Here is a 21,395-nt window from a genome sequence, read left to right on the forward strand (position 1 = left end):
AACAATGGCTGAAGATCAACTGGGTATGGAAGAAGAAGCGGAAATTATTTACATTGCGGATGACGAGGGTAATGAAGAGGAATTCGAAGTCATCATGAAGTTTGAAGTAGATGGTTCGGAGGCCAAGTACATGATGGTTGCTCCGGTTGAACCTGAAGATGGCGAAACGGATGTATATGCATTCCGTTATGAAGAAGAGGGCGACGATATTAAACTTTTCGTCATCCAAGATGATGCCGAATGGGATATCGTCGAGGAGACGTTTAATACATTTCTTGCTGAAGATGAAGAGGAAGCGAACTAAATGACGGAATATAGCCGCAAAGACCTGAAATGGACAGATTCACTGCGTCTGGCATTCGGTGCTCATGTTGAGCTCGAGGAAGAGAACGGTAAATCACAACCGTATGACTTGTTGGCTGAGTTCGAAGTGAACGGTCAGCAGTACGCGGTGCTCCGCAGTTCGTTGCGACCTTATGACGAGGTTGAACTTCTGCGGGTATCACCTGGAAGTGAAGACCAGATCATGCCAGAGTTAGTTACGATCGACGATGATGATGAGTGGGAGAACATTTCGGAGCTGTATGATGAGTGTACACTCCCCATTGACGAAGATTAATCAGCTTCAAATTGAAAAAACCGGGAGGGCGGAGAAGTCCGCTCTTTTTGGTTGTGTAAAGGAGTTGTTTCTTTTTTGAAAGGGAAAGCAATAGTAGTCATACTGCTTATCATTGTAGTTCTTGCCGGAGGCGCAGGCGGTTACGTATGGAGTATGATGCGTCCTGTGGAAGCTTCTACAGAACCGATCATATTCGAGATTAAGAGCGGATCGGGAACTTCGAAAATCGCGGATCAGCTTCAAGAAGAAGGCCTCATTCGAAGTGGGTTAACCTTCAAAGGGTATTTAAAGTGGAAGAAACTAGGTTCTAATTTCATGGCGGGTACATATTCAATGAATCCTGGCGTGACATATGATGAGATTGTTAGCAAGCTGAGTAGTGGCGAAGTTGTACCGGAAGAAATGGTGAAATTTACGATTCCGGAGGGTTATAACGTTCTGCAAATGGCGGGTAAGCTTTCTTATGAGCATGTTGTAGATCGGGATGAATTCATCAAGCTGGCCAATGATCCTTCGGCCTTTGATGTAGATATCATCAAAGATATTCCAGTGGATGAAGAACTTCGCTACGTATTGGAAGGGTATCTGTTCCCGGAGACGTATGAGCTGAAAAAGGGAAGTTCCACGCATGATGTGATGCAACGGATGCTGGAAGAATTCCAGACCAAGATTAATTCCATTCCTGATTTGGAAGCCAAGCTCCAGGAAAAGAACCTTTCCCTGCATCAACTGCTGACGATTGCGTCACTCGTGGAGAAAGAAGTTGTGGTGGATGAGGAGCGTGCTCTGGTTGCAGGTGTAATCTACAATCGGATCAATCAGGATATGAAGCTGGAGATTGATGCTACCGTGCAATATCTGCTCGACAGACCGAAGGAACGATTGTTTTTCAAGGATCTAAAGGTGAAAAGTCCCTATAATACGTACCTGAACAAAGGCTTGCCACCAGGTCCAATTGCCAGTCCAAGTCTTCCGTCCATTGAGGCAGCGCTAAATCCGGAAGCTTCGGAGTATCTGTTCTATGTGACAAAAAAAGATGGCTCGTCTGGACATCTATTTGCCAAAACGTATAAGGAACACCAGCAAAATATAGCCAAAAGTAAGGCTGCGCAATAAGCGGAGGGGATTATATGAGTAAGAAACATGAACTGCTCGTTACAGCAGCGAATGTGAAAGAGGCAGAAGTGCTGCTCCAGGCGGGAGCAGATGCTCTGGTCATTGGAGATGATCGATTTGGCATGCGTCTTCCAGGCAACTTTAGCGTGGAAGAGACAGCAGAGGTGGTTGCCATTGCAGCCAAATATCAGGCGCGTGTGTATGTATCCATGACTAATCTGATGTCCAACGAACTGCTGAAAGAATTGCCTGAATATGTTCAAGCACTTGGCAGAATCGGTATTGATGGTGTGGAGTTTAATGATCCATCCGTGCTGGCTACCATGAAGGAATACGCTCCACATGTGAAGCTGCACTGGAATGCGGAGATGACTTCAACGAACTATGCGACGGCCAACTATTGGGGAACCAAGGGAGCTAGTCGCGTTGTACTTGCCCGAGAGCTGAATATGGACGAGTTGACGGAAATGGTTCCTTTTCTGAAGGTGGAAGCTCAGGTTCAGGTGCATGGCATGACGAATATTTATCATTCCAAGCGCAGTCTGGTACAAAGTTACATGGCTCATCAAGGGCGGCCGGTTGAGGGACATCTGGGGAAAGAGCGGGGATTGTTCCTGATCGAGGCTGAACGTCGGGATGAGAAATTCCCGATCTACGAGGATATTAACGGTACACACATTATGAGCTCTGAGGACATATGTATCCTCGAAGACCTTCATCTATTGATGGAGGCGGGTGTGCACAGTTTCAAAATTGAAGGTATGTTAAAATCACTCACCTACAATGAAGCTGTTGTACGTGCATATCGGACAGCGATTGACAGTTATATAGCCGATGCTGATGCATATGCGTTCTCTGAAGAGTGGCTCGCTGAGGTGCGGAAGTTACAGGACCCTGAACGTGAATTGTCGTTTGGATTTTTCTATAAAGAACAAGTGTATTAATAGACGAGGTGAACAGAATGGAAACAGTGGCGGTACAGCGGAAGTTCTCGGGTAAACGTAACCGTCTGGACAAACCGGAGCTGCTAGCTCCGGCGGGTAATCTGGAAAAACTGAAATTTGCGATCCATTACGGTGCAGATGCCGTATATATCGGTGGACAAGCCTATGGACTGCGTTCCAACGCGGATAACTTCAGCTTTGAAGAGATGCGTGAAGGTGTGGAGTTTGCCAAAAAGTATGGAGCCAAGGTGTTCGTAGCGACAAACATCTATGCACATAATGAGGATGTTGAGGGTATCGAAACGTACCTGCAAAACCTCTATAATGCGGGAATCTCTGCGATCATCGTAGCTGATCCAGCTATTATTGAAGTAGCCCTTCGTGCTGTGCCAGGCCTTGAGGTACATCTAAGTACTCAACAATCCACACTCAACTGGCAAGCCGTGAAGTTCTGGAAAGATGAAGGACTTCCACGTGTTGTTCTCGGACGTGAGACCAGCTTTGAAGAGATTGAAGAGATCAAGGCCAATGTGGATATCGAAATTGAAGCCTTTATTCACGGGGCGATGTGTTCCTCGTATTCCGGACGTTGTGTGCTCTCCAATCACTTTACGGATCGGGACTCCAACCGGGGCGGCTGTTGCCAATCTTGTCGCTGGAAGTATGATCTGTTTGAAGATGCGAGAGAAGATACGGTGTGGGTCAGCGAAGAGGACATGCAGATGAAGGCCCCTGCGCCATTCAAACTAGGTGAGAACCAGCTTCCCCTTTTCCAGGAACAAGATAATTCATTCTCCATGGGATCTAAGGATCTGTGCATGATTGGCCATATTCCCGAGTTGATTGATGTGGGTGTGGACAGTTTCAAGATCGAAGGACGTATGAAATCGATCCACTACGTGGCAACCGTGGTTAACGTATACCGTCAAGCCATTGACGCCTATATGGCAGACCCGGAAAATTATGTTCTGAAACCTGAATGGGTTGAAGAAATGAACAAAGCGGCGAATCGCCCGCTGAATACCGGATTTTTCTATGATACACCAGACCATGAAGATCATATCTATGAACCGGAAGAAAAGGCTGTACCTTTTGATTTCGCTGGATTGGTCGTGGGGTATGATGCTGAAACAGGAATGGCAACCATTCAACAGCGCAATCATTTCAAACCAGGACAGGAAATTGAATTTTTCGGCCCGGGAGGTCACTTTTTCAAACAGGTCGTCGGTGAAATACAGGATGAAGAAGGCAATGTTCTAGATGCTGCTCGTCACCCGTTGCAACTGATTAAAATGAAGGTAGATCAACCGGTTTCGTACTTCGATATGATGAGAAAAAAGAAGTAGGCTCAAATACCTACAATGTGTCAATATTGTATTATGATTTAACAACATAGTGTTATGAAATTTACATGGGGACCTCCGTTTATCGGCAGATGGGGGTCTTTTTTTTATAGAAAAATAGGAATAAAGTTGTAAAATATTTCTGGGAAGTGAAAGGGGAACGAAGAAAGCTGTCGAATACTACATATTTATAGGGGAGAGAAAGAAAAATCTAACAAGTAAATTACTGGCAGGTGAATGGGATTGGTTCAAAAGAAGCAGGAAGACAGTGGGGAGCAAGTGACAAAAGCCGAGCAGGTTAATCCTGAGAAGGTTCAGAAAGTGAAGAAAGAAAAAGTAGTTAAAAGCAAAACGACAGGTAATGGCAAAAGATTGTTTAAGATTGACCGCAGCAAGCTCAAGCTGGGCTGGATCAAGACTGATTGGGTGAAGAAACAATTTAAAAACCGGGATTGGAAAAACCTTGGAGGGTCTTCTTTCCAACAGATTAAGAAGGCAAATCCGGTTAAATCCGTAGGGGTTAAACTGTTCTTGATCTTTTTTGCCGGTATTATGATTTTTGTAGTAAGTTTAGGTCTATTATCCTATTCGAAGGCCAAAGGTACGATAGAGAAAAATGCCTCGCGTGCCAATCAGGAGACCATTGATCAGACCAAACAAAAAATGGACATTATTTTGGAGAGATTTGTGGATACATCCACACAGATTTTCTTTGATCCGGAAATGCAGTCCTTGCTACAAAAAATGTCAGATACGAATTTGACTGCGTATGATACATTCGTGAACTCAAGTTCCATCAACAAGCAACTGTCCAATGTTGCATTTACAAATAAATCTATGGAAGCGATTTATTTGGTACCTACGGACGATACAAAGTCCATTATGGGTACCGGCAGCAACAGTTCATCCATGGGCAGCATTCGCCAGGAAGCATGGTACAGTGAGTTAATTGAGGCAGGCGGTTATCGCTGGCTTCCAACAGAGGTCAAAGAAGATGGCTCAACGCCAACGTTTAAAATTGCACGTTCCATGAAAAACTTGCAGGGGACTACTCAGTCGTATGTTCTGGTTATTGAACTGAAACTGGAAGTTTTGGAGGAACAATTGAAATCGCTTGATCTTGGGCCAGGAGCTATTCTTCAACTAATTGCTCCGGATAATAAAGTGGTTGCATCCTCCATCTCGGATCGTACAGGACAAGAAACAGAGCTTGCATTTGTCAAAGAGTTGACCGAACCAGCAGGTAGTACAAATACGGAGTATACGGTAGATGGCAAATCTACGGAAATGCTGGCTGTATACAGTACGATGGATACATCCAGTTGGAAACTGGTTGGTATGATACCTACCTCTGTTTTGGTTCAGGACGCAAAAGGCATTCTGACTCTGACCCTGTGGATGGCGCTGATTGATGCGGGGATTGCAGTATTGATCGGGATCTGGATGGTGCGTATGATCGCTCGTCCACTCGGCAAATTGAAAGACCTGATGCAGGAAGGTGCGAAAGGTAATCTTAAAGTTCGTACACCATATAGCTCCCAAGATGAAATTGGTCAGCTCTCGACTGCCTTCAATCTGATGATGGAGCAGATTACTAAGCTGGTTGAACAAACCAATCGTTCTGCACAGGAAGTATTGGATACGGCCTCTGAGCTGAGCAGTGCATCCAAGAAAACGGCTGTATCTGCTTCGGAGATTGCCGTAGCTACAGAAGAGATTGCAGGCGGTGCAGGCAGTTTGGCAACCGAAGCGGAACGTGGCAATGAATTAACTGACAATATCTCTCGTCAGATGCAGAGTGTAATCGCTGCTAATGAACAGATGGGTGATTCTGCTCGTCATGTAGAGAAGTCCAGTCAGACAGGAACACAACATCTGAATCAGTTGATGACCAAAACCCAGAAGACAGAAGAAATGATTGGTGCACTGGTGAATAAGGTTGATTCGCTGAAAGAGAGTACGTCTTCTGTTCTGAAAGTGCTTGAAGTGTTGCAAAACATAACGAAACAGACAAATATCCTTTCCTTGAATGCAACCATTGAAGCAGCACGTGCTGGTGCAGCCGGACGCGGATTCATGGTGGTGGCTGATGAAGTTCGTCAGCTCGCGGCTCAATCCAGACAATCCATTGAGATGGTTGGAGAGATTACAGACAAAATCATGACTGAAATGAATGAGACCGTGGATGCTTTGTCGGCAGCCTATCCCTTATTCAAGGAACAGATGGATGCGGTTAAAGACACCAACGTCATCTTTGCTTCCGTACAGGAACAGATGGGTGCATTTGTGGAACGTCTGGGCATGGTGACAGGTTCTATTGGAGATTTGAACAAATCTCAAGGTACGTTGTCTGAAGCCATGAGCAATGTCAGCGCTGTAGCTGAAGAATCTTCTGCAACGTCCCAAGAAGTAGCTTCCTTGAGTAGTGAACAGCAAAATATCAGTAACCAGCTGGTCAATCTGTCTGGCAAACTGGAGAATGTGTCTACTGAACTGAAAGAAACTTTGTCACGCTTTACGGTGTAACAAGTCAAGGTTGAAATGAGGATAACCTGTCCCGCACATGGGACAGGTTTTCTTTTTGTTTACCGGATAATTCCAAGCCATATCAGCAATAATATGTCAAAACGACAAAAGGTGAGATTGGGATGCATCTCCTTGCGAAACGGCGAATCTATATAACTTGTATTCTTCTAACTCTTGTCTTTGGATTGCTTATATTACGATTGGGATGGGTTCAGATCGTTCAGGTGAATCAGACGATGCCTGGATTTCACCGAACGGTACGTGAAATGTCTGTATTGCAGCGTGAACGCGGGGTGATGCTTGACCCGGGGCGGGGACAATTTACGGATTACAAGGGTGAGGCGTTGACCGGTAAACTGCATTGGGGATTGGTTCTTTTTCCACAGGCAGGACCATTAGAGACATTACGCAAGCATGGGGCATTAGAGGGCTCCGAGATGATACAGTTGGCAGCTATATTACATACCGATCCGGATCAATTGAAGAAGGAATGGAATCAGGAAAGTATACCTCATTTCTGGACAGCAGGTACACATCAGCCTGTTCATTTGAACGCTGCTCAGGTGGAGCGCCTACGTAGTTTGCACCTGCAAGGAGCTGGCATCTATCCAATGATGACAAGGTATCTTCAGGGGTATACAGGAATGCAGTGGATGGGTTATCTGGCTGAACAGCCTGAGTCCTCCAAAGTTCTAACTGGGCATCAGGATGAAGTAAAACAGCCATTTGCCATGAAATCAGGAGTAGCCGGACTGGAGAGGACACTTGAACCCCTGTTAAGGGGAATTGGCCCTACGCTTGTATCACGCATGGTCTCGGGTGGTGGAGAGATTATCCCTGATATTCAGCCGCACGTCATTGCACCGACCAATAGCCATTATCCTTTACGTGTAGAAACCACAGTGGATGCTGAGTTACAGCGTGGGTTGGAAGAGTTGACGCAAGAATCTGGATTACAAGAAGGGGCCATTGTTGTGTTAGATGCCGCTAACGCAGATGTTCGCGCCATGATCTCCCGCCCTTTCTATCAGCCACAACATGTGGACCCCAAGCAATCGGCCTGGGGGAATCGTGCAATACAGGGAGCCGTACCGGGTTCCATTTTCAAAATTGTCACTGCGGCTGCTGCTTTGGAGTATCATGCGGTTTCTAACGGAGAAGAATTCCATTGCGGTGGTGAGTATGGAAGATATGGGTTGTCTTGCTGGAAGGAGCATGGGCATGGAGACCTGAATCTGGAGCAAGGATTCGCTGAGTCTTGCAACATCGTATTCGCGGAAACGGCGCGCAGGCTGAGTATGGAACAACTGGAGAACACGGCTGATCGTCTGGGACTCGCGCGTCCGATTGGCTGGGAGGGGAAGCAGATGGCAGGAATGCCTGTGTTACGACACTTTGATCATGAGGATCACGGGCGTGTGAGAACAGAGGCTGTTTCTTCTGCTGATGAAGGTGCGAAAATACAGACAGCAATCGGTCAGCGCGATGTCTTGGTCACACCGCTACAAGCTGCCAATCTGATCGTTACACTGTTACATGATGGAAAAGTTAGTGCCCCACGTCTCGTTAAGCGCATCCAATATGCGGATGGTGGCACCATGTTGGAGATGCCCTTGCATGATTCACCTTCAGCATCAGGACAGATTGCTCCCGCAACAGCGCATAAACTGTTATCCTGGATGAATAAGGTAGTTCGTGAGGGAACAGGAAAATCCCTGCAGCGTGCGCGGTGGCATGTTGCAGGGAAGTCAGGTACAGCTCAGGTACAGAAACATGGAGAGAAGCGCAACAATCAATGGTTCATTGGTTATGGACCAGTAGAACAACCCAAATATGCTGTAGCTGTTCTTGTCCAAAATGTCTCTCCTGACAGCCAACATCAGGCGACGGCTCTCTTCAGGAAGGTGATGGACTATTTGGCGGAGTCTTCGTGATCCTTCGCAGGAACGGGACGTTGCACATCAGATTCGGCAGAATTCGATGAGGCCTTATTAACGGGTGGGTCCATGACTAATGGAGAGGACTCAAATTCATCTTTTGGCAGGTGAATCCACTTTTGCAGGTATCCTTGTTGTAACAGTTCTTTCAGAAGGATCAGAAGCACTGGAGATAACACTACACCAGCCAGGCCAAAGATCGAAAGGGAGATCAGCATAAACGAAAGCATCAAGTACGCCGAAGATACACCAATCGAGTTACCTGATATTTTCGGTTCCAGCAACTGCCGTGTCAGCATGGTCACTGCCAAAATCACAATCAGGCCAATCGCCAGGCTACTATTGCCAATAATGAATAAGTAGACGATCCATGGAATAAACACAACAGGAACGCCAAGCAAGGGTACCAGATCAAAAACCGCACAGACTGCTGCGATGGTAAAGGCGTTAGAGGTTCCCAAAATCAACAAACCTGCATAAATCAATACAAACGTAATGAGCATCATGATCATCTGTGCCTTCAGATACGAGCGGATTGTCTTGAACACGTGATTACGCATGAATTCAATAGCTAACTTTAATGTTTTGGGCGTTTTCGCACGGGCGAACTTGCGCCAGGATTCAATCTCGATACTGAGGAAAAATGCCAGAATAATCGCAATTCCGAAGTTCGTAATAAACGAAGAGAATGAACTGAGGAAACCTACGACGAATTGCGCTCCGCTAGTTACCCATTTGGACAGGAACCCGGTCAGTGTTGCAAAATAATCATTCGCTTTTTCCATAACTCCATCAGGGAGAGCGTCTGACTTGTCCTGAATGAATAACACCAGATTGGTGAATTCACGTTGTATCATTTCAATGTATACGGGGAAATTATCTTGAAGATTGGAAATTTGTGAAATGATAATCAAGCCTACCCCAAAAAAGGCAGCGACAATTAATGCAAGAAACAACAAGACGGAGATGGCGGCTCCAAGTGTCTTGGGCAATCCTTTGCGATGTAAAAATTTGGCCAGCGGTTCAATCATCCAATACACAATGAATGATAGAAAGACCGGTGCAGCCACATGGTATAATTGACTGAAACTGTACATGATCACATACACGGTTAATACGAGCAATGCGATGTCAAAGACAGTTCGCCCGTATTTTTTGTAAAGCGGTAGCATGGACATGGCTCCTTTGATGGCAATAATTAGATTGTATTTATTGTACACGATAGCTATCTTTTTGGGAAAACAGGATTCAAGAAAAGTCTGAACTATGATAAAATTAAAGGCGGTTTATTTTAGATAGTGCCATAGTGCACCGTAATTCAGCAGGAGAAGTGGGGAGCTTGCAACATGACAACGATACTTCAGAGTATTCTACTGTGGTTATTGTATCTTTCATCTTTTTACGCCTTTATTCCAAGTTTGATCAGCAGGCTTTTTGGTTTTCGTGTATTTCGACGGGGAAGAAGTGATACACAATTTGCATTAACGTTTGACGATGGGCCAGATCCACATTATACGCCAAGACTGCTCGATCTGCTTCGTCAGCATCAAGCAAAAGCCACATTTTTTGTCGTTGGAGAACATGCAGCGAGTCATCCTGAACTCATACAGCGCATACATGAGGAAGGTCATCTTATTGGCATTCATAATTATATTCACAAGACGAACTGGCTCATGCGGCCACGTACCGTTCGAGATCAGATTCAGCGAACAGGTCAGATTATTCATGAAGTAACCGGCGTGAAGACTTGTTATTATCGTCCACCGTGGGGGATTATGAATCTGTTTGATTTTTTCAGCAAGAAAGAACGAAAGATTGTACTGTGGTCCTCCATGTTTGAAGACTGGAGAAGCCGAGTAGGTGCCCAGAGATTGACTGAACGGATGCTGAAGGAACTGAGAGGCGGAGAGGTCATGCTGCTGCATGATCGAGGAACGACCCTGGGTGCTGATGCACACGCGCCGGAGCAGATGCTTCAGGCGCTGGAAGTCGTATTACAGGAAGCTGAACGGCTTGGCCTGCAAAGCGTACGCGTTGATACGTTGATGGGAGGTATCACAGTGAGCGAATCTCAGAACAAAATGCAATTACAGACACCATTGAAACTATGGAAACGAATCGTTGTTGCCCTATGGCTGGGCTGGGAGAAGTTGTTCCACTGGGTATATCATCTACGGACGGCTTCGCCAGAGGACCCAATGCTACACTTCAGATCACGTGTATATCACGGAGCACGGGTGGAGATGAATGATGGCCATGTCATTCAAAATGGAGATCCGGTAATAGAACTACATTTTGACAATCAGAAGTTGTTTGAACTTGGAGTGACGTCACGTTCCAGTATGCATTTGGCTATTCGCATGATTAGGACGATGGAACAGCAATTGCCTGATTTGGCACGCATGGTGGCACTCGAACCTGAGTTACGCTCTGCCAAGGCGATATACGGTGTGAGCATGATTAACAGAGGCCCAGAAAAATTCGGATTTACCATACAAGACTTGCCTCCTGGACCGTTCAGTGCTGCATCCAAAGTATACTTGAAGCTGCTGTTAAGTGTAATCCACCCGGCAGGAACCAAACGTTTGAAACAGCGTACTGAACAACTGGTACCCAAGATGATTGCCATGCCGCTGGATCTATTATTGGAACGTTACGGTCAACATACGATGCAGGTAGCAGCAACGGTAGAAGAATCCAGAGATGAATCGTTGTTAATTGAACAAGAGATACTGCCAGAGCGGAACTAAACGGACTGATCACACCTACCAGCAAAAGAAAAGGGTTGCCCTTCGCCAGATTTGGCAGAAGAGCAACCCTTTATTAGTGAATTAGATACTCAGTACGCCACCGTTGCTTGCGTTCGTAACCAGTTTGGAATAACGAGCCAGGTAACCAGTTTTTACTTTTGGTTCAAAGCCTTTCCAACCTGCGCGACGACGTTCAAACTCTTCGTCACTGATGTGCAATTCGATGATACGGTTGTTCAGATCCAGCTCGATGATGTCTCCTTCTTCAACAAAGGCGATTGGACCACCCTCAGCTGCTTCCGGAGAGATATGTCCGATACTGATTCCGCGGGATGCGCCAGAGAAGCGTCCATCGGTGATCAGACCAACTTTGGCACCCAATCCCATACCTACGATCTGGGAAGTAGGAGCCAACATCTCAGGCATACCTGGTCCGCCTTTTGGTCCTTCATAACGGATAACAACAACATGTCCTTCTTTTACTTTGCCGTTAGCAATACCTTCGAGCGCTTGCTCCTGGGAGTCAAAGCAGATGGCAGGACCTTTGTGGTATCCGCCAACCGAAGCATCAACTGCACCAACTTTGATGATAGCGCCTTGTGGTGCAAGGTTACCAAACAATACAGCCAGGCCGCCTTTTTCGGAATGCGGGTTATCCAGGTGGTGAATGACATTTGTATCCTGAATTTCTTTTCCTTCAACGTTCTCACGGATAGTTTTACCTGTTACCGTAATGCAGTCTCCATGAATTGCGCCTGGTTTCTTGAGCAATTCATTCAGCACTGCGCTTACGCCGCCTGCATTGTGAACGTCTTCGATGTGGAGATCGGAAGCAGGTGCAAGTTTCGCCAGATGTGGAACGCGGTTAGCTACTTCATTAATACGTTCGATTGGATACTCGATACCTGCTTCATGAGCCAGTGCCAGCGTGTGCAGTACTGTATTCGTAGATCCGCCCATCGCCATATCCAGTGCAAACGCATTATCGATCGCTTCTACAGTTACGATATCACGTGGTTTCAAGTCCATTTTGATGAGTTCCATCAATTGGGTAGCGGATTGTTTAACAAACTCACGACGCTCAGGAGCAACGGCAAGGATGGTTCCGTTACCTGGCATAGCCAGTCCCATCGCTTCAGCCAGACAGTTCATGGAGTTTGCCGTAAACATACCGGAACATGATCCACATGTTGGACAGCCGAACTGTTCAAGTTCAAGCAAGCTCTTATCATCGATTTTACCTGCTTGGTAAGCCCCTACACCTTCAAATACGGATGTCAGGGAAAGAGCTTTACCATTGCTGTCACGACCAGCTTTCATTGGTCCACCACTTACGAACAGGGTAGGGATGTTTACACGAAGTGCACCCATCATCATGCCTGGTGTGATTTTGTCACAGTTCGGGATACATACCATGCCGTCGAACCAGTGTGCAGATACAACGGTTTCCACGGAATCCGCGATAATGTCACGGCTTGGCAGCGAGTAACGCATACCAATGTGTCCCATGGCAATACCATCATCTACTCCGATGGTGTTGAATTCGAATGGAACGCCACCGGCTTCACGAATAGCATCCTTTACAATTTTACCGAATTCCTGAAGGTGGACGTGGCCGGGCACGATATCGATGTATGAGTTACATACGGCAATAAACGGCTTGCCGAAATCCTCTTCTTTAACGCCCGCTGCGCGGAGCAAACTCCGGTGTGGTGCACGGTCAAAACCTTTTTTGATCATATCGGAACGCATCTTCTTGGCTGACATGGTGTATTCCCCCCAAATATATAATATTGAGCAACATGAATGGAAAAGTAAATGGCAGTGCATCTGTCGTTTAATTTCATCCGTACTCTAAAAAAAAGGACCGGCATGCCGGTGTCGAGCTCCCCGTAGTTTGTGAAATTCTTTGCTGCTTTAAACCCGTGAACACCCGGTTTTTCTATTGAGTCTATCACAACCGTCGTCATATTTCTACAAACAATAGAAAGAAGCCTCAAACCATTTTCATGGAATTAGACTTCTTGATTTGCGGGAAAGCTATGATCATGTTTCGATGTGGCGAGCGGAATTCATTAGTTGCTTCCGCCTTTGCGTCCAATCTCACGATAGAATTCCTTATTATGAGTTTCGGAGGTTGCTTCTCCGCCCTTGCGACCAATCTGCTTGTAAAAGTCAGTATCATGGGCATCTGAAGTCGCTTCGCCACCCTTTTTTCCAATCATCTGGTAGAAGCTTCGATCATGGTTCTTGGAAGTCGCTTTGCCACCTAATCTGCCAGCTTCCTCACGGCTCATCTTGTGTTCTGACGTCGGTTGACGTGCCATTACAAATCACTCCTTACAACGATAAGTTGTTTTTTGTAGCGCGTATCCCTAATTTACCACCTTATTTCCAGCCTGAAACAATTCACTAGGATAGAATCGATGGTGAAGAGATCCGTCAGAGCATTAGGCCGACCGTTTAAACACTTCATGTCGATTGAAAGAAAATCGGGATATATTCGGTTCAATTACGGGTTTGAACGTGTGACGTACAGCCGGCAGAGCCAGTGTGACTGCAAAGAGTACGGCAATGACCAGTATGACTGGAATATACGCCGAGCTTCCCATATAACTGTAGACTCCGGACCAGATCGCGAGACGAACGAGAAACCCATGCAGCAGGAACACATAGAGTGTGCGTCGTCCAAGGTCCGTCAGTCTGGAAGTCAAGGAAGGTACCCAAGCCAAGAACAGTGCTGCCGATGCGATTTCCAGCAAGTAGACACCCACCCGGAAGATACCGGCATACCATTCGTGGTGACCCAGTTCGGCGTACGTCATGCTGCCAAGTAACCATCCGGATGAAATGTTCAAACCACCATACCCGATCCATACCAACAGTGCAGCAGAGAGGATGGCTGCGGTTTTTCGCCCCCAACCGGATAATAAACGTGAACGGATGGTTGCTCCATAGTCATAACCGATGACAAAAAACGGCAGAAATACAAACGTACGGCTGAAGCTGAGCCAGAACCCGTCGATGGGCAAATACCCGGCAATTACACCGAGCGCAATTGATCCAATCAGCCGATATATCGGTTTCCAGGAAATCGTCAGACGAAGCAACAGTCGCCAACAGAAATGACTCGCGAGAAACCATAACAGCAAGTAAGGTGCAAAGAAGGATAGCCGCATATGGGGTGTGTGGAATACGGTAAAGTCCATCAATGCGTATAAGGACTGAAACAGTACATACTGTAGTGCAATCTGCTTCAGAACGTTTCGTCCAGATGCACCTTGGAGTGAGTGTGTCGCAAAATACCCGGTTACCCATACAAAGAGTGGCATGTGAAACGTATATATCCACAGGAACAGAGCTTCCGCTCCTGCAAAACGTGTAATGAGTGGTTCAAGTGCATTACCAGCTAGGACACAGACGATAAGCATAAAGCGCAGATTGTAAAAGAAAGATTCCTGATCATCCCGGATCAGTGTCTGATTTTTCATGGTGTAGCCCCCTTATAGACCCTGTTTGCAAGGTCATTTGCATCTGTAATAAGGGTAATATGGATGTTCATTATCTATTGTGATTTAATTCACATTAGTAAGCGTTATCTTTTATCAAAGCTGTGACAACAAAATGAACGCAACGGGATTGACAACGGTTGCATAGAGGATGACAATAGAAAAAGAAGATGAGGGAATGTAACTATAAGGAGGGAAGAAATCATGTCAACGAGTCCCTATCCAAGCCCGGAAATTATTACGTTTGGGGAGAGTATGGGTTTGCTGACTGCCAAGGATACAAGAGGGCTGGAATATGCAGCCACACTGGACAAGTCTTTCGGGGGTGCTGAGAGCAATCTGGCTATTGGTGTATCCCGCCTGGGGCATACCAGTGGTTGGTTTGGACGCTTGGGCAATGATCCGATGGGCAGTATGATTCTGAAAGCCATTCGCGGTGAAGGCGTAGATGTATCCCGAGTACGTTTAAGTGATCACGAGCCCACTGGTTTGATGATTCGTGAGAACGCTTCCGGGAAAGCTTCGGTGCATTATTATAGGAAGCTATCTGCTGCAAGTGCGATCACACCTGATGATCTGGATCTCGACTATATTGCCGGGGCGAAGATATTGCACGTTACGGGGATAACGGCAGCGATAAGCCCGTCCGGACTTGCTACGGTAGAAGCTGCCATACATATTGCCAAACAGGCAGGGGTGAAAGTAAGCTTTGATCCAAATCTGCGTCTCAAACTATGGTCTGCGGATGAGGCCCGTCCAGTTTTACTGCGTTTAGCTGAACTGGCAGACTACTTTTTACCGGGTCTGGACGAGATGAAACTTCTATATAACGAAGAAAATGATCAAAAAGTACTTGAGCGTTTATCTGCCATGAATGCTGTGTGCATCGTGAAGGGTGGCCCTGATTTGACCTATGTATTGGCGAATGGTACCCTAACGGAAGTTCCGTACTTTAAGGCGGATTATGTTCTGGATACGGTAGGAGCAGGAGATGGTTTCTGTGCGGGATTTTTATCGGGTTTATTAAAAGGATACTCCCCGCAGGAAGCAACCCGTCTCGGCAATTTGACCGGCTCCATGGTTATACAGGCTGTTGGCGATTGGGAGGCGCTCCCGACGTGGGGGCAGGTCGAGGCCAAGCTGAACAACGTTGCCCATGTTGAGCGTTAGTCGCTGCTGAAATCATATATGGCTCATCTTCGTTCTTAAATGTAAGGCTTGTATACACAACCACCACATTGACAAGGGAGAGAATGAAATGAAGAAGCTTCAGCTGTTGCAAAAGATTACGGACAATGGGGTTGTAGCAGTTCTGCGTGCAGATTCTGCGGATCAAGTCATTGCCATGGCCGAGCAAGCGATTGCGGGTGGCATTAAAGTTATCGAGATTACGATGACAGTACCCAGTGCACTCAAAGCCATTGAAAAATTAAGCCGTGTATACCATTGGAACACACAAGATCCAGAGAAATTCGCGATTATTGGTGCGGGAACGGTGCTTGAACCGCAAACGGCAAGAGCGGCCATCATGTCGGGTGCCGAGTTTGTAGTTGGACCTTCCCTGAATCCGGATACCGTTCAGATCTGCAACCTGTATCGAATTCCGATTCTGCCTGGTGTGATGACGATTGCTGACGTTCAACGCGCATTGGAACTCGGCGTGGACATTGTGAAGTTGTTCCCGGGTAACCTGTATGATCCTTCGATTATCAAAACGATGAAGGGCCCTATGCCGCAGGCGAATTTTATGCCAACTGGCGGGGTATCCTTGTCTAATCTGGGGGATTGGATCAAGGGTGGAGCAGTCGCTGTAGGGATCGGCTCCGACTTGACATCGGAAGCTGTGAAGACGGGTGACCTGAGTCATGTCCGTCGCAAAGCGGAACAATATATGGATGCTTACCGCAAGGCCAAGGCTGAATAATATTTTTTCAATTCGTAGAAGGGGAGCCTGATAAACAAAGGCTCCCAATTCTGTGAGCCGCGGCACCTGCGGAAGTGAAGAAAGGTGATTAACGTTGAGAAATCGGTATAATATAGGGCGCAAGAAGAGGGGCATCGGGAAATTCCTGCTCGTACTTCTGGCGCTCATTGTCATTGGATGTGGATTTGTTGCGTGGAAATTATTCACACCATACAGTCCACAGGAAACAGCTCAAACAGCTATGGAAACAGCCAATCCGGTGACGGTGAGTGAACAAGAGAACTGGATTGATTTTGTGCCCGATAAACCGACGGGGAACAGTGTGCTTTTCTACCCTGGTGGACTGGTAAAACCGGAAAGTTATGCACCACTTGCGCATGAGCTGGCTGCTGCGGGTCATCACACGATTATTGCCAAGATGCCAGTTAACCTGGCAGTGCTTAAGCCAAACTTGGCAGATGAGATTCTGGCCGCATATCCAGAGGAACAATTTGTTATGGGTGGACACTCTCTCGGCGGGTCGATGGCTGCACGTTATGTAGCCGCACATCCAGATGCACTTCACGGGATCTTCTTCTTGGCATCTTACCCAGATGAAAAAGGGAGCGTAAAGTCACTTGGAATACCTGCTTTATCTATTCTAGGTACTAAAGATGAAGTCGTGAATGCTACGAAGTATCAGATTGGACGGATGTATCTACCAGAGGACACGGTATATTACACCATTGAAGGTGGAAACCACGCCCAGTTCGGTGATTATGGTCATCAAAAAGGAGATGGCGAGCCGGAAGTGAGTGGAGAAGAACAGCTGAATCAGACGGTCAAGACGGTGCTGGCTTGGTTAAGTACCATCAAGTAGGTTTTGATCATTCTGCATTAAGGGCTGTATGCATTTATAGCATACTTGATGGAGGTGGTACGGATGGCTATGCTTCAAGTGAATGGAGCGCAGATCCCATGTAAAGGTATCCTGTTTGATAAAGATGGAACACTGCTGGAATTTCTCCAGCTATGGGGGCCGTGGGCAGAGACATTAATGGATCAGTTGCAATCACGTATGAATGAACTTGGGGCTTCATTTACAGTTGAACGGGAGCATGTTCTGGGCACCATTCATAATCCACAAGGACATATTGTTGGATATGATCCGCAAGGTCCGCTGGCCATTGCGACTGTGGATGAGTGCACGGGATTACTCGCCGGGCAGTTATATGCAGCAGGCATGCCATGGAATGAAGCGATCACAACGATACGCAAATTTTCAAGTGTAGCCATGAGATCGGTAAGAGAGCGAAAATCCGCTGAACCCATGTCAGGATTGCTGGATTTCTTGCAGAAATGCAGGGCAGCAGACATACCACTGGCGGTCGTCACTTCAGACAGTACAAAGGCAGCAGAAACACATCTGGATTGGATGAGGATCCGTTCCTTTTTTACATCCATAGTGGGCTGTGATCGGGTGATCCAAGGTAAACCGGATAGAGAAGCAGCACTCTTGGCTTGCCGTGAATTACATATCGAACCTGCGGAGGCCGTTGTCATTGGAGACAGCAATGGAGACATGCAGATGGGACGGAACGCAGGAGTAGGCTATACGCTCGGTTACTGTCCGCAGTTAGATCAAGGATCCCACCTGGTTGATGTCCATGCCATTATTCGTCATTATAATGAGATAAGCGTGATTATATAAGTCACCCTGGTCAGATTGAACGATATAAAAGGAGGAGAGAGGATGAACGCAACAGAACAACTGGCTTCCTGGATTCAGGAAAGCTCCCGGATTGTTTTTTTCGGAGGGGCAGGGACTTCAACGGAAAGCGGGATTCCCGACTTCCGCTCGGCTGCGGGTCTGTATCAGACGGAGCAACATTCGCCTTATCCACCGGAAGAGTTATTAAGCCGACATTTTTTTGATCAACATGCCGATATTTTTTATGATTTTTATCGTGGCAAAATGCTTCATCCAGATGCGGAACCGAATGGGTGTCATCGACTATTGGCCCGTCTGGAGCAGGCGGGAAAACTTCAGGCAGTGATCACGCAAAATATCGACGGACTACATCAGAAGGCAGGTAGCAGCAATGTTTTTGAGCTTCACGGTTCAATTCATCGTAATGCCTGCATGGATTGCAAGCAGTTTTATACGCTGAATGATATTATACAGTCCCAAGATACCGTGCCTGGCTGTACCACATGTGGTGGTGTGATCAAACCGGATGTGGTGCTGTACGAAGAGGAGCTGGATCAGACGACATTGTATCGTTCCATTGATGCACTGTCTTCTGCAGATCTGTTACTCGTGGGAGGCACGTCACTGACGGTATATCCGGCGGCCCAGTTAATTACGTATTTTCAGGGAAAACATACCGTTCTGCTCAACGCTACACCTACCGCTTACGACCGCAGGGCTGATTTGCTGATTACAGAGCCGATTGGCGAGGTAATGAATATTGTGGACCAGCTTCTTGGTTGAACGTATGTACTGAATAACCGCATTCTCCGGTATAGACCGGATACAAGAGGCGGAACCTGGGGAAAGAAGGGATTCATAATGGTCTACGTAGCAAGCGATACTCGCTATGAAACGATGAAATATAACCGCGTTGGACGTTCAGGTTTGAAACTGCCAGCGATTTCACTGGGGCTGTGGCATAATTTTGGCGGTATCAATAACGCTGAGAATGGTCGTAATATGATTACCCGATCATTTGATCTGGGTATTACACATTTTGATCTTGCCAACAACTATGGCCCACCGGCAGGTTCGGCAGAGCAGTTATTTGGACAGGTACTGGCCCAGGATCTGAAACCTTATCGTGATGAACTGGTGATCTCCACCAAAGCGGGGTATTATATGTGGCCCGGACCGTATGGCGAGTGGGGTTCACGCAAAAATCTGGTATCCAGTCTGAATCAGAGCTTGAAGCGTATGGGCCTGGATTATGTAGATATTTTCTATTCACATCGTTATGATCCCGAAACACCTTTGGAAGAAACGATGATGGCACTGGATCATATTGTTCGCTCGGGCAAAGCCCTTTATGTGGGGATATCCAACTATCCCGCAGAGCAGACAAGACAGGCTGCCGAAATTCTGAAAGGTCTGGGTACGCCTCTGTTAATCCATCAACCGAAATACTCGCTGCTGGACCGCTGGATTGAAGATGGTTTGCAGGACGTGCTGGATGAGTATGGAACAGGCAGTATTGCATTCTGTCCATTGGCACAAGGTGTGCTCACGAACAAATACTTGAATGGTATCCCGGAAGACTCACGTGCCAAAGGACCGTCGGTATTCCTGAATGAAAACAACATCTCTCCAGAGACGCTCCGCAAAGTGCGTGCGCTGAACCAGATTGCAGCAGCCCGTGGTCAGAGTTTGGCCCAATTTTCACTCTCATGGGTGCTGCGTAATGGCAGGGTAACTTCCGCGCTTATTGGCGCAAGTCGTCCTTCCCAGATTGAAGAGAATGTGGCTGCACTCAGCCAATTGGATTTCTCTACAGAGGAATTGGAACGGATTGAATCCATCCTGTCTCCAGAGCCTGATGACAAATAAATAAAGTGTAAAAGGTGCATCTTAGCCATAATGGCGGAATGCACCTTTTTTTGTCGTACGTGTTCCGTCCGTTGTGTTGCTCACCGTTTGATTTGTTGAGCATTCTGCTGTAACCCCTGATGTAGTGGACGGGACAGTATTTTCTCTCGATACAAGCTAGGCGCTTCACCGTGAAATCGTTTGAACTGTTTGGAGAAATATAGTGCGTCTGGCAGTCCAACCGATGCAGATACCTGTTCGATGGACAGATCCGGGCGTTCTCTCAGGAGTTGGCGCGACTTGTCGATCCGTAGTTTTAGCAAATAGGTGACTGGTGAAAGACCGGTTTCCTGTTTGAAAATACGGGATAGATACGCACGGTTGTAACCAAGACTCGCAGACATTTGTTCAATGGAGACAGGATAGGCATACTGGGTAGACATATATTGAATCATCTGTTTCACCGTACGTCGGATGGAGGATTCACCGGGAATTAAGGTTTGACCCTGCGAAAGGTGATTCTGTGCTTCGGCTAGAATCATATATAACGTACCCAGTGATGTGAAATGGGAGCTTTCTTTGCGCTCGGCAAAAGCATCCTGCATCACGGATAACCAATCGGAAATTCCACATGAGGGTCCCGCATGAAAAACGGACTTTTCCGGGCGGAATCCCGCCTCCTCGGCATGCTGGGCAGCCTGGCTGCCTGTGAAGGCAATCCAGCGATATTGCCATGGGTTGCGGGCGTGAGACTGGTAGCTTACCAGTTGCCCGGGGTGAATGAGGAAACAATCACCTGCGGATAACTCGTAGGTGTGCAGTTCGGTACGGAACGTACCCGCCCCTTTTTCTACATAGTGCAGCAGATAATAATCAAACAGTTTCGGTCCGACGGCGTGACCCGGAAGGGTCTGGCTTGCTCCGGCAAACAGGACATGCAGTGCGCCTTGCTCATAATAGACGGGATTGGAGGCAACCGAATAACTGAGTGCTCCACTTTTACCGGAAGGTGATTCCTGTATTTTTTCTGTAGAAGATGCAGGGGATTCTTTCTTGGCGTTGAATGGGTCTGTCATACTCGTTTCCTTCTTTCCGGGATGCTCCGATCATTATACGCCTTAAGGTCACATTTATCCATATGAAACACACATGGTTGCATTACAAGAGGCACCGCTTTCTTATATAATAA

At 46.8% G+C, this 21,395-nt stretch carries 18 protein-coding genes and 1 pseudogene; 14 read left to right on the forward strand and 5 right to left on the reverse strand.

The window, feature by feature from the left end; genetic code table 11:
* Window positions 1–4 precede the first annotated feature (4 nt).
* From MHB71_RS00945 to MHB71_RS00975, 7 genes are all read left to right on the forward strand, one after another.
* A complete protein-coding gene (locus MHB71_RS00945) occupies window positions 5–304 on the forward strand; it encodes a DUF1292 domain-containing protein (protein ID WP_017686820.1) in 300 nt (99 codons plus the stop codon).
* A complete protein-coding gene (locus tag MHB71_RS00950; protein WP_047844066.1) occupies window positions 305–619 on the forward strand; it encodes a DUF1292 domain-containing protein in 315 nt (104 codons plus the stop codon).
* Between the two features lie 75 nt (window positions 620–694).
* Complete coding sequence (mltG, locus tag MHB71_RS00955; protein WP_340028553.1) at window positions 695–1,735, forward strand: endolytic transglycosylase MltG; 1,041 nt, start codon at window positions 695–697, stop codon at window positions 1,733–1,735.
* Between the two features lie 14 nt (window positions 1,736–1,749).
* Window positions 1,750–2,679, forward strand: coding sequence for a peptidase U32 family protein (locus MHB71_RS00960; protein WP_340028554.1), 930 nt, complete (start codon window positions 1,750–1,752; stop codon window positions 2,677–2,679).
* A gap of 17 nt (window positions 2,680–2,696) precedes the next feature.
* Entirely contained in the window at window positions 2,697–4,025 is a 1,329-nt protein-coding gene (locus tag MHB71_RS00965; protein ID WP_340028555.1) for a U32 family peptidase, read from the forward strand.
* 234 nt (window positions 4,026–4,259) lie between these two features.
* Entirely contained in the window at window positions 4,260–6,548 is a 2,289-nt protein-coding gene (locus MHB71_RS00970) for a methyl-accepting chemotaxis protein (protein ID WP_340028557.1), read from the forward strand.
* A 122-nt stretch (window positions 6,549–6,670) separates the two neighbouring features.
* Window positions 6,671–8,482, forward strand: coding sequence for a penicillin-binding protein 2 (locus tag MHB71_RS00975; RefSeq protein WP_340028558.1), 1,812 nt, complete (start codon window positions 6,671–6,673; stop codon window positions 8,480–8,482).
* Here MHB71_RS00975 and MHB71_RS00980 read toward each other — a convergent pair.
* Window positions 8,461–9,657, reverse strand: coding sequence for an AI-2E family transporter (locus tag MHB71_RS00980; protein WP_340028559.1), 1,197 nt, complete (start codon window positions 9,655–9,657; stop codon window positions 8,461–8,463). The genes MHB71_RS00975 and MHB71_RS00980 overlap by 22 nt on opposite strands.
* A 174-nt stretch (window positions 9,658–9,831) precedes the next feature.
* Here MHB71_RS00980 and MHB71_RS00985 point away from each other — a divergent pair, with 174 nt between their 5' ends.
* Complete coding sequence (locus tag MHB71_RS00985; RefSeq protein ID WP_340028560.1) at window positions 9,832–11,235, forward strand: polysaccharide deacetylase family protein; 1,404 nt, start codon at window positions 9,832–9,834, stop codon at window positions 11,233–11,235.
* Window positions 11,236–11,316: 81 nt separating this feature from the next.
* Here the strand turns inward: MHB71_RS00985 and ilvD are convergent, their stop codons facing one another.
* The 3 genes and pseudogenes from ilvD to MHB71_RS01000 all read right to left on the reverse strand — a co-directional run bounded on the left by ilvD (window position 11,317) and on the right by MHB71_RS01000 (window position 14,726).
* On the reverse strand, window positions 11,317–13,002 hold the full coding sequence (ilvD, locus tag MHB71_RS00990; RefSeq protein ID WP_036616973.1) for a dihydroxy-acid dehydratase: 1,686 nt from the start codon (window positions 13,000–13,002) through the stop codon (window positions 11,317–11,319).
* Window positions 13,003–13,319: 317 nt separating this feature from the next.
* Window positions 13,320–13,562 (reverse strand): annotated as a pseudogene (locus MHB71_RS00995) (general stress protein); the annotation flags it as partial.
* 123 nt (window positions 13,563–13,685) lie between these two features.
* Window positions 13,686–14,726, reverse strand: a complete 1,041-nt coding sequence (locus tag MHB71_RS01000) for a fucose 4-O-acetylase (protein ID WP_340018256.1) — start codon at window positions 14,724–14,726, stop codon at window positions 13,686–13,688.
* A 222-nt stretch (window positions 14,727–14,948) separates the two neighbouring features.
* Here MHB71_RS01000 and MHB71_RS01005 point away from each other — a divergent pair, with 222 nt between their 5' ends.
* The 6 genes from MHB71_RS01005 (at window position 14,949) to mgrA (ending at window position 20,227) form a co-directional block, all read left to right on the forward strand.
* Window positions 14,949–15,914 (forward strand): sugar kinase, encoded by a 966-nt coding sequence (locus tag MHB71_RS01005; protein WP_340028561.1) that lies wholly within the window; start codon window positions 14,949–14,951, stop codon window positions 15,912–15,914.
* Between the two features lie 88 nt (window positions 15,915–16,002).
* Window positions 16,003–16,668, forward strand: coding sequence for a bifunctional 2-keto-4-hydroxyglutarate aldolase/2-keto-3-deoxy-6-phosphogluconate aldolase (locus MHB71_RS01010; protein WP_017686833.1), 666 nt, complete (start codon window positions 16,003–16,005; stop codon window positions 16,666–16,668).
* Window positions 16,669–16,762: 94 nt separating this feature from the next.
* Window positions 16,763–17,527, forward strand: a complete 765-nt coding sequence (locus tag MHB71_RS01015; RefSeq protein WP_340028562.1) for an alpha/beta fold hydrolase — start codon at window positions 16,763–16,765, stop codon at window positions 17,525–17,527.
* A gap of 63 nt (window positions 17,528–17,590) precedes the next feature.
* Entirely contained in the window at window positions 17,591–18,358 is a 768-nt protein-coding gene (locus tag MHB71_RS01020; RefSeq protein WP_340028563.1) for an HAD family hydrolase, read from the forward strand.
* A gap of 42 nt (window positions 18,359–18,400) precedes the next feature.
* Window positions 18,401–19,141, forward strand: a complete 741-nt coding sequence (locus tag MHB71_RS01025) for an NAD-dependent protein deacylase (protein WP_340028564.1) — start codon at window positions 18,401–18,403, stop codon at window positions 19,139–19,141.
* Window positions 19,142–19,219: 78 nt separating this feature from the next.
* The gene (gene mgrA, locus MHB71_RS01030; protein ID WP_036616991.1) at window positions 19,220–20,227 is read left to right on the forward strand and encodes an L-glyceraldehyde 3-phosphate reductase; all 1,008 of its coding nucleotides are present in this window, start codon (window positions 19,220–19,222) and stop codon (window positions 20,225–20,227) included.
* Window positions 20,228–20,307: 80 nt separating this feature from the next.
* Here the strand turns inward: mgrA and MHB71_RS01035 are convergent, their stop codons facing one another.
* Entirely contained in the window at window positions 20,308–21,282 is a 975-nt protein-coding gene (locus tag MHB71_RS01035) for an AraC family transcriptional regulator (RefSeq protein ID WP_340028565.1), read from the reverse strand.
* Window positions 21,283–21,395 lie beyond the last annotated feature (113 nt).

The organism is Paenibacillus sp. FSL H7-0940, assembly GCF_037979415.1.
In the GTDB taxonomy this organism is placed as follows: Bacteria; Bacillota; Bacilli; order Paenibacillales; family Paenibacillaceae; genus Paenibacillus; species Paenibacillus amylolyticus.

Bases quoted from the DNA above. Each gene is read 5' to 3' on its own strand.
- MHB71_RS00945 (WP_017686820.1), top strand. From the start codon at position 5: ATGGCTGAAGATCAACTGGGTATGGAAGAAGAAGCGGAAATTATTTAC.
- MHB71_RS00950 (WP_047844066.1), top strand. From the start codon at position 305: ATGACGGAATATAGCCGCAAAGACCTGAAATGGACAGATTCACTGCGT.
- MHB71_RS00960 (WP_340028554.1), top strand. From the start codon at position 1,750: ATGAGTAAGAAACATGAACTGCTCGTTACAGCAGCGAATGTGAAAGAG.
- MHB71_RS00965 (WP_340028555.1), top strand. From the start codon at position 2,697: ATGGAAACAGTGGCGGTACAGCGGAAGTTCTCGGGTAAACGTAACCGT.
- MHB71_RS00970 (WP_340028557.1), top strand. From the start codon at position 4,260: ATGGGATTGGTTCAAAAGAAGCAGGAAGACAGTGGGGAGCAAGTGACA.
- MHB71_RS00975 (WP_340028558.1), top strand. From the start codon at position 6,671: ATGCATCTCCTTGCGAAACGGCGAATCTATATAACTTGTATTCTTCTA.
- MHB71_RS00980 (WP_340028559.1), bottom strand. From the start codon at position 9,657: ATGCTACCGCTTTACAAAAAATACGGGCGAACTGTCTTTGACATCGCA.
- MHB71_RS00985 (WP_340028560.1), top strand. From the start codon at position 9,832: ATGACAACGATACTTCAGAGTATTCTACTGTGGTTATTGTATCTTTCA.
- ilvD (WP_036616973.1), bottom strand. From the start codon at position 13,002: ATGTCAGCCAAGAAGATGCGTTCCGATATGATCAAAAAAGGTTTTGAC.
- MHB71_RS01000 (WP_340018256.1), bottom strand. From the start codon at position 14,726: ATGAAAAATCAGACACTGATCCGGGATGATCAGGAATCTTTCTTTTAC.
- MHB71_RS01005 (WP_340028561.1), top strand. From the start codon at position 14,949: ATGTCAACGAGTCCCTATCCAAGCCCGGAAATTATTACGTTTGGGGAG.
- MHB71_RS01010 (WP_017686833.1), top strand. From the start codon at position 16,003: ATGAAGAAGCTTCAGCTGTTGCAAAAGATTACGGACAATGGGGTTGTA.
- MHB71_RS01020 (WP_340028563.1), top strand. From the start codon at position 17,591: ATGGCTATGCTTCAAGTGAATGGAGCGCAGATCCCATGTAAAGGTATC.
- MHB71_RS01025 (WP_340028564.1), top strand. From the start codon at position 18,401: ATGAACGCAACAGAACAACTGGCTTCCTGGATTCAGGAAAGCTCCCGG.
- mgrA (WP_036616991.1), top strand. From the start codon at position 19,220: ATGGTCTACGTAGCAAGCGATACTCGCTATGAAACGATGAAATATAAC.
- MHB71_RS01035 (WP_340028565.1), bottom strand. From the start codon at position 21,282: ATGACAGACCCATTCAACGCCAAGAAAGAATCCCCTGCATCTTCTACA.